The sequence below is a fragment of the Pseudarthrobacter sp. NCCP-2145 genome (assembly GCF_023708005.1).
GTDB lineage: Bacteria > Actinomycetota > Actinomycetes > Actinomycetales > Micrococcaceae > Arthrobacter > Arthrobacter oxydans.
Genome location: NZ_BRCG01000028.1, coordinates 14,918 through 26,791, shown reverse-complemented (window position 1 = coordinate 26,791; position 11,874 = coordinate 14,918). Strand labels below are relative to the sequence as shown.

General features: G+C 61.2%; 11 protein-coding genes and 1 pseudogene. 4 read left to right on the top strand and 8 right to left on the bottom strand.

From position 1 onward, the window contains the following. Window positions 1-297 precede the first annotated feature (297 nt). The 5 genes and pseudogenes from NFU08_RS19055 to NFU08_RS19035 all read right to left on the bottom strand — a co-directional run. Window positions 298-1,041 carry a PP2C family serine/threonine-protein phosphatase gene (locus tag NFU08_RS19055; protein ID WP_251425534.1) on the bottom strand — a complete coding sequence of 248 codons (744 nt, stop codon included), beginning with the start codon at window positions 1,039-1,041 and terminating at the stop codon, window positions 298-300. A gap of 24 nt (window positions 1,042-1,065) precedes the next feature. Beyond that, window positions 1,066-1,749 (bottom strand): VWA domain-containing protein, encoded by a 684-nt coding sequence (locus tag NFU08_RS19050; RefSeq protein ID WP_251425466.1) that lies wholly within the window; start codon window positions 1,747-1,749, stop codon window positions 1,066-1,068. A 25-nt stretch (window positions 1,750-1,774) separates the two neighbouring features. Further along, on the bottom strand, window positions 1,775-4,216 hold the full coding sequence (locus tag NFU08_RS19045; protein ID WP_251425463.1) for a protein kinase domain-containing protein: 2,442 nt from the start codon (window positions 4,214-4,216) through the stop codon (window positions 1,775-1,777). Next, window positions 4,213-4,641: a helix-turn-helix domain-containing protein gene (locus tag NFU08_RS19040; protein WP_251425460.1), complete on the bottom strand. Its 429-nt coding sequence runs from the start codon at window positions 4,639-4,641 to the stop codon at window positions 4,213-4,215. Before NFU08_RS19040 ends, NFU08_RS19045 begins: the two co-directional genes overlap by 4 nt. Window positions 4,642-4,973: 332 nt before the next feature. Continuing rightward, a pseudogene (locus tag NFU08_RS19035) lies at window positions 4,974-5,066 on the bottom strand (ATP-binding protein); the annotation flags it as partial. Window positions 5,067-5,440: 374 nt separating this feature from the next. Here NFU08_RS19035 and NFU08_RS19030 point away from each other — a divergent pair. Both NFU08_RS19030 and NFU08_RS19025 read left to right on the top strand, forming a co-directional pair. Beyond that, window positions 5,441-5,752, top strand: a complete 312-nt coding sequence (locus tag NFU08_RS19030) for a hypothetical protein (protein ID WP_251425457.1) — start codon at window positions 5,441-5,443, stop codon at window positions 5,750-5,752. A 406-nt stretch (window positions 5,753-6,158) separates the two neighbouring features. Beyond that, window positions 6,159-6,935: a DUF2382 domain-containing protein gene (locus NFU08_RS19025; RefSeq protein WP_251425454.1), complete on the top strand. Its 777-nt coding sequence runs from the start codon at window positions 6,159-6,161 to the stop codon at window positions 6,933-6,935. A 317-nt stretch (window positions 6,936-7,252) separates the two neighbouring features. Here the strand turns inward: NFU08_RS19025 and NFU08_RS19020 are convergent, their stop codons facing one another. Then, on the bottom strand, window positions 7,253-7,756 hold the full coding sequence (locus NFU08_RS19020) for a hypothetical protein (protein ID WP_251425451.1): 504 nt from the start codon (window positions 7,754-7,756) through the stop codon (window positions 7,253-7,255). Between the two features lie 1,327 nt (window positions 7,757-9,083). Continuing rightward, a complete protein-coding gene (locus NFU08_RS19015) occupies window positions 9,084-9,227 on the bottom strand; it encodes a hypothetical protein (protein WP_251425448.1) in 144 nt (47 codons plus the stop codon). Between the two features lie 537 nt (window positions 9,228-9,764). On the opposite strand from NFU08_RS19015, the gene NFU08_RS19010 reads away from it, so the two are divergent. After that, window positions 9,765-9,947, top strand: coding sequence for a hypothetical protein (locus tag NFU08_RS19010; RefSeq protein ID WP_251425445.1), 183 nt, complete (start codon window positions 9,765-9,767; stop codon window positions 9,945-9,947). A 379-nt stretch (window positions 9,948-10,326) separates the two neighbouring features. On the opposite strand, the gene NFU08_RS19005 is transcribed toward NFU08_RS19010, so the two are convergent. Continuing rightward, window positions 10,327-11,055, bottom strand: a complete 729-nt coding sequence (locus tag NFU08_RS19005; RefSeq protein ID WP_251425441.1) for a GAF and ANTAR domain-containing protein — start codon at window positions 11,053-11,055, stop codon at window positions 10,327-10,329. Window positions 11,056-11,271: 216 nt separating this feature from the next. Here NFU08_RS19005 and NFU08_RS19000 point away from each other — a divergent pair, with 216 nt between their 5' ends. Then, entirely contained in the window at window positions 11,272-11,868 is a 597-nt protein-coding gene (locus tag NFU08_RS19000; protein ID WP_251425438.1) for a recombinase family protein, read from the top strand. Window positions 11,869-11,874: the final 6 nt, after the last annotated feature.

Here is an 11,874-nt window from a genome sequence, read left to right as displayed (position 1 = left end):
GCGTCGATTAGCCCATCAGGGTCTTTCCGTTTGTCCGCCACGTAACCGATTGGTCGACCGGCGCTGCGCCGTACGTGACTCCGCCGAGGTTGGTGAAGCAAATAACTGGGACTACACGATCCGCACACGCACAGACGGGTGTCTCTCTAAGCCTCGAGGGCTTGTGAGAAGCTACGGTGAGACAGACTCGCTAAGACACTTCTCGAGACCGAGTGTCAGTTTCCAAAGTCGTCTGCACTGAATGTCCAAAGTCGCCTGCACAGCCCTGCTGGAGGATCCTTCCCTGAGAATGATGAGCTAACGGGGGCCGACTGCGTACCCCCGCCGCCCGAAAATGCCGATCGAGCAGTCGTCTTTGGTCGCAGCGCGAATCTGAGTGTTGATAGCCCGCTTCAGACGCCGTTTGTACTCAGGGTTCTTCGAGTGGCGGGTCGGTGCGGTGGCCGTGATCGCGATCAGCTTCTCGCATGCGGGTGCGAGCTGCCCCGATCGCTGGTCGTACAGGCTGGCACTCGTTCCATCGCTCATGAGGATGAAGCCGGACACCCCCTCCAGGGAGCCGCGGAACAGCCGCAGCGACGCGACCGCTTCGCTCGAAGTGATGAAGGTCGTGGCGTTGGCAAACTCTGCGTTGTCTGGGGCCGACGCGACCCTCAGCGCGCCGTGCTTCATATACCCAACAACGCCGTCGCCGACGTGGGCGATCACGAATCGGTCCTCCGACACAGCGACCGCCAGAAACGTCGATGCCAGATCGGCAACCTCGCAGCCGATCTTGTCCGCAGTCTCTGCGAGACCGCGACGGAGATGCTCAACGATGTCCTGCCTCGCTTGACCGGCATCGTCGCCGGTTGCAAAGTCATGGAAGCGCTCGACTAGCAGATCGCAACCATCGTGGACCACTGACTGAGCCCCATACTCCGAGTATGCTGCCGAGCCAGCGCCGTCGGCGAGGCAGAGCACCTGGATACCAGCGCGACGAGCGTATGCGGTCCGGTCCTGTCCTCGGGTGCCCTCGGCTTGGTGCCCTCGACCCCGCACCTGGTGATGGAACTCGTTGAACAACTAGAGCTCCGCCCAGCCGCGAAGTCCTTCCAGGTCGAGCTTCACGTTATCGCCCGGAGTAGACCGGGACACGCGGGAGACCGACTTGGAGAGCCACTCGAAAAACTCCTTGAACTTAAGTCCCTGCAGACGTAGCGGGGGGCGGTCAACCGGGCTGAAGCGGGTTAGAACTGCCATGTCGGCGTCTTTGCCGATCCCGATGGGGAAGACTGTCAGCTTCCGGGCTGCGATCAGTTCGGTCACGCGCTGGACTGCTCGTTCAAGCTCAGCCGGGCTTCCGTTGGGCTGTCCGTCGGTCATGAGCACGAGCCACGGCTGGTAGCAGAGGACGCCGCTGCCCGAGTAGACGGACTTCCGCTTCTCAAGGGTGTCCAGCGCAAGATTGACGCCCTCGCCGAGGAAAGTCAGGCCGGACGGGTCGATCGTCTCGATTCGTTCGAGTCGCTCGATGCTCGCGTAGTCCTGGATCAGCGTGGCCGCCGAGTTGAACTCGACAATGCTGACTTCTGCAGCGTCGTGTGCGTCGTCGTCTTCGTCGATGGCGTCGTAGAACAGGTTCACGCCCTCTATGAGCTCGCGGATCTTGTCGCCCATCATCGAGCCACTCGTGTCGATGCAGAGCGACACGGGGACGCGGGGAGTCGGGTTCTCGACAAGGTCGTTGGCGCCGATCTTGAGAGCCATTGCAGTGTTCCTTCCGTGTTGTTGTCTAGTTCCAGAACCAGTCAGCGATACGCGCCCAGAGGCCCTTCTTGGCAGCGGCCGCTGGTTGCGGCTGTGGCCGCGAGGCTCCAGTCCGGGCGGTTGCCGAGGTGCCAGATCCTGTCGCTGTCCTGGAGGAACTCGACTGGGAGATTCGAGATGCTGCGGCGGCAGTGCAGGCGGGATCGGAGAACTTGTGGCTGGTGGGTACGGGCTTGTAGCTGCGTTGATGCCAGGCGACATTGCCGTATGTGATGAATGGTTTTCCGCACCGCGTGCACAGGCGGGCCGGGTCCAGGGTCGCCTGCTTCGTCTGGCATGCCGGGCAACGCCCATAGGTCAGCTGCGACTTGGCGGTGGGGGTACGGCAATCGCTGCAAGCGACGAGTTGGCAGTTGGAGCAGAGTCCGTTGACGAGGTACTTCGTGCGGGTTTCCTTGCCGCAGTTGGCGCACTTCGCATAGTCGCTCTTCTGGTAGCAATCCCAACAGCGGCCGCCGTAGATCAGCGCGTTGGCCGGCTTGCGCTTCCCGCACTGGCTACAGGTCGTCTTGGTCTGATTGCAGTCGTAGCAGAGCATCGGCTCGTAATAGGACTGGGTGTCCTCGTCCCATTGCCCCACGATCGCGTTGGGTCGTTCGCACTGTGGGCAGTCTCGGATTGGCGTGTCCGGGCGGAATGCTCGGAAGCGGAAGGGGTAGACCTCGTTCGACATGGGGTCGAAGTCATCGGGGCCGCCGAAGAACGCGCTGTACTCACGGAACGCCTGGAGCCACTCTGCCGCACTCGGTCTCCGCTCGTAGCGCTTGCCGTCGCGGTGGAAGGTGTTCCAGAACAGCGACTTCACGGGGAACGGCAGATGGCTCCACATGAACTTCCAGTTGCCCTCGGGCTGATCTCTGTCCGAAGCGCCCTGGAACTGGTACGGGAACTTACCTCCGGCAATCAGATCGCTCGGATCGCTCGTGTCTGCCCCGGTGCGCGCATACGGATATTGGCCGGTCATCAGGATGTTGAAGAGCATCGTCGCCACTGCGAAGTTCTCCTCCTGCATGGTGCGGAGTCGGGAGGCGTATTCTCCGGTGACCGTCGGGGCCGTGAACATTGGCGTCCCGACGGCGCACGGATAACCCTCAAGCTGCCACGAGTCCGCGTCGATGATCCACACGACCTTCGATGAGTCGACCATGACGTTCTTCGGATTGATGTCGCCAACCAGGATGTTGAGCGAGTGCAGGTAGGAGACCTTCTCCAGGAACGAAACGCAGACGTCGACCAAGTCGCTTTTCGTCCAAGTGGGATACGCCTTTTTGAAGCGCCCAGGGTTCGTCACAGTTCGCTGAAGTTCGCGGCCACTCGCGCGCGGCATTATGTAGCCAAGGAAGTCTCCGTCGGTCGTAGCGAGCGTTGCGATCGGAAACGCGACGCCCTCGCGGCTCAGCCCTCGCGACGACATCAGGTCGAGCTTCGAGCGGCGATGTTCGGTCCGACTGTCCTTGTCGAAGATCTTCGCGACCCGAGTTGGCTGTCCTTCGATTTCATAGACTCGACCTTCTCCGCCCTCGCCGAGGAGCGCGCCGAGTCTGACGACTTCCTGGCCGGCGAGGTTGAGGGAGATGATGCTTTCGCCCTCGCTGGGAATCTGAACAGCAGACAGCGGCTGATCGGGGCCGCGAAAACGAGCGGACTTGGAGAACGGTTTGGCTACATGGCCCGCCGAAATCGACGCGGTAGCCAGGCCGTGCGAAGCCACCCCCTGCCCCGCGGTTCGTGGTGCCCGCTTCACCCATGACTGGAGTCCGAAGGCCGCCTGGACCTGGGGTAGAAGCTCCTTGAGCTCGTCGACGTCCTGCCGGTCCGCGAAGGTCGCGGTGCCATCGTCGACCTTCTGCTGCTTGGCGTCCAGCTTCATGGCACAGCGCCCGTAGAGTGTCTGGTCGTCCTCGATTACCACGAAGCCGTCGCTCGTAAGCGTGCCAGCGACAAGTCTCCGCGCGAGTTGTGCCGAGCGGAGCCGAATGCGGAGCTGCAGTGTGATGTCATCAGTGACGACACACATCTCGTAGCGGTCGCCGGCCCAGTCCACGACCCTGAGGAAGCTGTCGTCGGCGTAGCGCGCGGAGTCATCCCCGAGGTCGGTGCGGACGAGCCCCTTCGTCTCGGCGTCTTCGAGGAAGGTCAGGGCGATGCGGGATCGTCGGACGGCCTCCACCTGTTCCTCGACCACGCGGGACGAGTGCTTCCCGGCATACTTCTCCAGTTCTCGCACGACCTTCGTCGGCACCACGATCGGGTTCCTCTGCGCGACGATCGTCGGGGCGGTCCGTTCGAACAGCCGTTTGAGCCCACCGGTCCAGCGGGAGTGGTTGTCCATGAAGATGTTCGTGTCGATAAAAAGTCGTCGCTCGGCCTGCGTGAACTCAGTCGGGTCCAGCTCAGTCCTACTCACCGGGCCTTCTCCGCTCGGTGGCGGAACGTCACGTTGCTCCGAGCGCCGGCGCTCACGCGGCTCGTGAACTCGGACATGGCCTCCGCCGCCCGGCCGCGACTTACCTCACGGGCGCGCTGGTACGCGAGGATCTCCTCGGCCGAAATCCGGTGATGCGTACCGACCATCTCAGCCACGATCTCGTCGGCTTCAATGAGCTTCATCAGCGTGGGGCGCGAGACGCCGAGCATCGCCGCTGCCTCGGTCGTACTGTAAAGGTCCTTGACTGGGACGACGACGGCGCCGGACACGCTCTCCGCCTCAAGGAGTGCAAGCACCTTCTCGGCGGTGCGCACGGGGAGTTTGAGCGTCACCTCGATGGTGTCCCCTCCGCCCTCGATAGCGTCGCGGAGCACATCGGCTGCCTCATCTGCTGATCCGGACACTCACACTCCTATTGTTACAACTGACTCTAAGTGCTGTAAGTGTAAGCTAGTGAAGCGAGTGGCACAAGCCGAAACTAGGGGTGGGGCCAAGACCCGCAAACGAAACTGGACCTGCCAACCGGGGGCGCTATTCCCACCCACCAGAATCTAGAACCATGCATTCCCCGCCATGGGGCGTGGGAAGGTTTCAGGCGTACTTGGGTCCCACCCCCATATGACAGCTGAGGGGGCTCCCAGCGCGCCGGGGTTCCCGAGCATTTTCGTCGTCGTCCCAATTTTCCGGGTGTGAATGTTGGCGTTAGGTGGCGGCTTTTCGTGTTCGCTCGGTGTCGCTAGTTGCCGATGACGAGGATGCTGGCTGCTGCTTCTACGACGTCGACGGTGATGGTTTCGAGTTGGTTGACCTTCAGTACGCGGGTGATCTGGCAGTGCCGTGACGCAGTTCGACAGCTGAGCGAGATCCCAGCACAGGCTTGAGCCATAGCGCCAAACACCGCACTAGAACACCCACGTGCAGGAGCAGTTCCCACGTAGGTGCAAAGCCCCAGCGCCGGGCCGACGGACGGTCGAAGAGGACTGGCATACGATCGCCGCAACAACCCTTCGATATAACGAATCAACAGCAACTTTTGCGGCAACCCCCTTGACCATAAGGTTACTTACTAAGTAACGTCGACTATGTGAGGGCTGGGAAATTCAACCAGAATCAGCTGATTTCTTTGGCTTTCATCACTTCAATTGGGGTTTGAAGTAGCAACCAATAGAGGCCCGGTTCGGGCCAAAAAGAGGGAGCACAACAATGTCAGTTTTGAAGAAAGCAACAGCAGTAGCCGCCGGTTCGCTCTTCCTGCTCGGGGCCGTAGCAGCCCCATCGCAGGCTAAGAACAACACCACGATCAATGATGGCCTGGTGAACGTCACGGTTGGCGATGTCACGGTAGAAGACGCAGTCGATGTAAACGTCGCTGCATCAGTTGTTGCGACGCTCTGCGATGTTGCCGACATCGGCGCCATCGCGGTACTTGGCGAGGCAGTCGATGCTTCAGGCAAGAAGGAAACAATCTGCAGGACCGATGCGGGTCCCGTCCGCATCGTCAACAACAAGAAGTAACGACAGGGTGCCGGTCAAATAGTGGGGAGAAGCACCACCCGCGGCAGTAGTCACCTCTTGAGGTAGCCCCTAAGTAAGCCCCCGGCCTGACAACGCCTGTCTAGGCCGGGGCCCTTTTTAACGAGTCATGTTCGGCTTTTGCGGATCACCCGGTGACCTGCCCGGGGCAAACCCCAGGGCTTGCCCGCACCATACTTTGGCGAGGGACTTGGCTCTCCCCCGATGTCTTCGGGAAGCGCCAGGTCGGGCCGGCATCGACCATGGCCGGCAGTGCATCGCTCCACCACAACGTACGTGAGGCACCCTTGGCGAGCACTCCCCCACCCCTTGCCAGGCTAATAGTAAGTGTGCTTAGTATTGATCTGGGGAAAGCCAAAAGGCCTCAACACCAATCCAAGGAGACGGTATGTTCGCCAAGGAAAATATTGACACCCTGCTCAACGCCAGCGGAAACGTACTTGGTACGGATGGGGACAAGATCGGTTCCATCGGCCAGGTTTATGCGGACGATGAGACGGGTCAGCCCACGTTCGTTACCGTAAAAACGGGGCTGTTCGGCTCGTCCGAATCGTTCGTCCCGCTTGAGGGTGCGCGTACAGAGGGCGACGACATCGTTGTGCCCTACAGCAAGGACCAGGTTAAGGACGCTCCCCGGGTCGCTGAAGACGGGCACCTCGAACCGGCTGAAGAAGACCGGCTGTACGCCCACTACAACCTCGGCGGGGGCGCCTCCTATACAGGCACCGGCACAGCCGACACGGGCGAACGGACCGGCACGGTCGGACACGACACCTCCGGCCCCACCACCGATGATGCGATGACCCGCTCCGAAGAGCAGCTCCACGTCGGGACCGAAAAGCAGGCCGCCGGCCGGGCACGGCTTCGCAAATACGTCACCACTGAGAACGTCACAAAGACAGTACCGGTGCAGCGTGAAGAAGTCAGGATCGAACGCGAACCCATCACTGATGCAAACCGCGGCGCCGCTACCAGCGGTCCCGACATCAGCGAGGAAGAGCACGAGGTCATCCTTCACGAAGAACGGCCCGTGGTGGAGAAGGAGACCGTCCCGGTGGAACGGGTCCGGCTGGACAAGGACACCGTGACCGAAAACGTCACCGTCAACGAGAAAGTCCGCAAGGAGAACATCGACACCGACGGAATCGGCGACACCCGCCGCTAAAAAAGACCTGCACAAGGGCCCGGGCACTCTGCCCGGGCCTTTTGCCTGCCGCGTCCCACCCTTCAACGGTCTCTGCGGCGGCTCTCCTCGACTCCTGTTTCGTACCAAAAGATGGCGGACGGTTCCGGCGTCAAAGTATCCAGGTTCCGGTACAGGGCGTCTAAGAGCCCTGCCAGATCCTCGTCCGACATGGTGGCTGTCACCATCTCTGGCCCCCTGGGGTCTCCGAGAATCCTCAGAAGCTGGGCATCGGTCATCACCGGCTGTTGCCACTTTCCGGTGGCAATGCCTTCCTGATGTGTCTCCAGTGCGTGCTCCTAGATCCGGCCCGCTGCCAGGTCTGCAGCGGCCTCGGAGTTCGCGTCTCCGGATTGCGCAGTCAGCGAGGGCTCCGGCGCCTCCTCGGAGCTCTTCAGGGAGCGCCATACACCCACACCGGCAGCAACAACCAGCAGCAGCCCGCCGATCCACCACAGCGTCCGGGACGCCCTGTGTGTCGCCGAAACGGGAGCCGTGACCTCGACAGCCGCAGTCGGGCCTATCCTGCGTATGCGTTCCTGGACATGGGGAGTGAGCGTCTCCACACCACCGGCAAGCTCGTCAGCCAGCCGGCGCAACAGCGTTTGGAGCCGCGGTGAAGCGGTCTCTATACCGGTATCCAACCCGGCCACCGCTTTTTGCACAGCAGCCTGCACTCCAGGGGTGGCCCACTCCCTGCCCTTGGCCAATTGGGTCATGAGGTTTTCGGACAGACGATGGACGTGCTCAGTTTCAGTCAGATGTGACGCCGTGCGCATGGTTTCCTCCTGGGTGCGATGCATGCCCTTACCCTATGACGGGCAGCACCAGAGAAATAGGCCGCAGCGACATCACCGCGCATTCAGGACAGCCAGAGGACCCGGCGCTAATGGGGTCAGTAAAGGTTGCGGATCTGTCCTACGAAACAGACGAACGACGGTTAGCTGCAAGGGCGGCGAGGTCGCGAATCAACCGCTGCACCTCATGCTCTCGGCCCCTGGAGGGCGGGGTTTGTATTGCCCGGGGTCTTACCAAGGAGTTCCTGGGTGGAGCTGGGACTGCAGTGGCCACTGGCCGGGCGACGGGGCGTGGCTCCTGTGCCGCAAGCGGAATAGTTGTGCTCATACGTCTCCCCTGACGTAGGTGTTCAGCTGCAATAAGAGCACTCTAGGAAGCCAGGCGACGGGGCGGAAGCGCGTTTGACCAGGATCACAATTTATTGTGTTGATTTTGAGCCGGGCGCCAGGGCGGGTACCTGCCGATAATGACGCGAGTGTGTGGAGCCGGCAACGGCTGGGGGGAGGTATCCGTGGTCTCAGGCGCATACCTCACGTCGCCGGCTCCATTCATCACCCTATGGCCCTCACGATGGTTCGCACGCGAGTAGGCGGTACCTGTTTTGCAGGGCCGCGATACCTACCCGCAGCTCCTCCATTGCCGGTCATTCAGTATTCCGCAGATGGCAAGGGCCCTCCGCCCGCACCCCTACAGCGGCCCGCCGTAGAGACAGTCCACCCAAGGCCCGATGCCTTCTTCAGGGCATGCAAGGTCGGCGCCGTTTTTCGTGGTCCATAATCCGCAGGGAACCGGGATCCTTGAAGAACGGCGTTCAAATCGACGTCGTGCCCCACGCGCCCCATCTACGAATCGCGCGTCATACCGAATGCTGCGGTAATGACTCCTTAACCAGCGACGTCTTCTCCAGGCTGCGGCGGCTCGTCTGCAACAGGCAATTGTGAACTCATCCCTCCGTCTTCCCCAGCTCCTTCACTAAAAAACTGGTCTGGGAGTCTGGAAGGAGTAGGCACTGGAGGCCAATCACCACCGACAACTGGAACCAGCGCCGCCCGGTGCTCACTCCGGGGACGAAGATCCATGGTCAGGCCAATCGGCAGGTGATCGCGGACAGTTACCGCAGTCACCAGGCATTCGGCGGCCGGCCGCCATGAACACATATCGGCTCTGGTCGTGTCCCCTGCCATCGAGGAGCCTCGTTTGGATGAGGGAGCAGACCTACGGGGACCCTACGTTTCCCGACAGGCTCGTGCAGTAGCCAATCCTCACCTGTGGTGCCTCTTCCGGGTCACGTCGTTGCTTCGGTTGTTGGTGAGGGTACCGCTTTGAGGAAACCTACAGGAGTTCGGCAGTTTCTTCTTCGGTCAACTCAATTTCCTGGCCGTTGTCGCCCACCCAGCGGTACGCCTGTTGCCCGGCTGGCATGTTCGCTCGCTTGATGAGGGTGTATGTCGCACCGTCTTGAATCTTTATGTCCATGGACCGAGGCTACTGCAAACCCCATATGCCCCCGTCTCGGGCCACCTGCAGGAAGTGTCGGCCTTAAACAGGACGAGGCACCGCTATGTGCCGTTCCGGAAATGGCTCACTTTTCGACCAGCGCTGACACCAGAGACCGGATGACCTGGCGCATCCAATAAGAAGTCGGGCACTTCCTTCTTGTCCGATGATTTCCTCAACGCGGCCGGCCGGTGTCACTGTCCATGCAATCCACTCGGGGCCGGTTGTCAGTCCACGAGCTCACCGAATTCAGCCCTCCGTCAAGGAACCGCAATCGTCCATCACAGGACAAGGTGTGTCTTGCTGATACTTCCTTGAACGGCAACGGAGTTTTGAGACGCCCGGTGGGTTCGCGCGTGGGCCTGTCAAACCTGGCCGGTTCGATGTGATCATCAGCACTATGAGAGGGACCGCTGCTCCCGCTGCCCTTTTGAGACTTAAGGAAAATGGCGCCTACATGGTGTCTCCTGCCTCGTTATAGCCTTGTCATGGAGCCGCGGAAGGGATTTGGAAGACTTGCTGCTGAACGTTTACATCTCCAGTGCAGCCGACGGGTATTTCCTGCTGCGGGCAGTGGAAATCCCGGAACTGAAGGTCAAGGCCAAACGGTTTGATGACATACCTGACGCAGTGCGTGCCGCCGCAGCTGCAGTGACCGGTAAGGCACCGGGTGACTTCGAGATCGCACTGGATTACTAAGTCCCCGTTCCAGTAGGTCTGTTGCCGGCGAGGGCGCAGCAGTGGAACGCACGTTTGTAATGCTGCGGCCCCTGGCTTGCGGACCCGGCGACGTAGCCGAGGACGAAAGACACCCCCATTGCATGTCCTTTCAGCTAATCCGCTCCACGGCTGGCCGAGGCTGTCACGGGTTATCGATGGACGCCATGGGGTCGACCTCACGGCAGCGTCGATCACGGACCGGGAGTGGAGGACTTTACGACGATCTGCGCGTAGGGCTCGGCAAATGGACTCGAAGGGCCAAACGCCCCGATGAATCCCCAAACAGCAGCGGGGCGCTCACGTGTCCGCCATCAGTGCGGGGACCTCCGGCTGAGACCAAAGTGGAAGCCGGTGATCGTCAGGGCTCAAAGTAGGTGACGGCATCGCTGCCTGCTAGCCCCGAAACGACGGCGCGGGCAACGTCGTGAAGTTTTTCGTTGCGTGCACTTGATGCATCACGCAGGATGGTGAACGCTTCATCTCCACTACAGCGGTTCTGGGCCATGATAATGCCCCGGGCCATATCGATGGCAGTTCGATAGTTCATTGCTGCGGCGAGGTCTTCGGCCTTCAATTCCGCTCCTGCGATCCTCAAACCCAGCCTCAACGCCTGCGCGGCTACCTGCGTGAACTGCTGGACATCCTTGGCAACCTCCTCCGTGAAGACTCCTGTGTCGGTTGAGAAAAAGTTCAACGCCGCCGAGGCATCGGTACCCAGATCAAGTGGAACACCAAGAACGCTGTTGAAGCTAGTGGCGGCCAGCTCCCGTCGGAAGGCAGGCCATCTCGTCTCCGAAGAGCCTTCCAGAACCTCTGGTTCCCCGGTTTGCAGCGCCTCGGTGCACGGCCCATCGCCGAGCTCTTGTTCCTGCCCGTCCAGAAGCATCGCTTCATCATCACTACCGGCAATTGTGGCGGGGCGTTTTCTACGGTGCAGCGTGACGGCGCACTCGACCTGGCTTCCAACGGACCTCGTTACCGCGGCTGCCGCTATGGCCGTGATCCCGCCGAGGAGGTCCCTGATGTCTTCCATTTCGGCGACCAGATCGTACAGCCGCCCAAAATCATCCTCACCGCCGCTTCCCATACGCCCAGCCTATGCCTGGGACTGCCTCATGGTAAGAACCGGCAGAGAAGGAACGGTGTCTTGAAAAATAAAAGCTTTTCGAGACACTGTTCGGGGCGTCGGAAGGAGCCAGCGGCGGACTGAGAAAACCGGGCTGACTGATGTCCCGGAAACACGTCTCGCCGTAAATCGTCTCAGTGCAGGTCCGTGATGGGCTTTTTGAGTCAGAATGGCCTCATGAGGCAATTGGGCTACACGCGGGTGAGTACTTCGAACCAGGATGCCCAGCTGCAGCTCGACGCTCTGCTCTCCGTCGGCGTGCAAAAGCGCGACGTCTTCGCCGACGTAACCTCAGGAAGTAAGACGGCGATCGAACGGCCCGGGATGAAGAGGCTCCTCGAGTACGCCGAGGAGGGCGACACCGTCGTTGTGTGGCGGGTCGATCGGCTGGGCCGGTCATTAATCGACGTGCTGAACACCGTGAACCTCCTGCGCGAACGCGGCGTCCAGGTCCGATCCATCTCAGACGGTATCGACCCGGCGACCTCGACAGGCCGGTTGATGCTGAACATGCTCGCGACCTTGGCCGAATATGAGCGCGAGCTGATCGTCGAGCGGGTCAATGCCGGCGTCGCCGCCGCCAGACAGAACGGAACGCGCTTTGGCCGCCCGCTGACGGATCCGGTTGTCATTGCGGACAAGCTGGCGATCGCGCAGGACGCCCGGACGAAGGGACGCACCGCGGAAGACGCCGCCCGTCTCGTTGGATGGAGCCGCGCAACGCTCTACCGCCACCAGCAAGCCCTCGCCGCCCGCGAGAGCACCAGAACGTAGGTAATT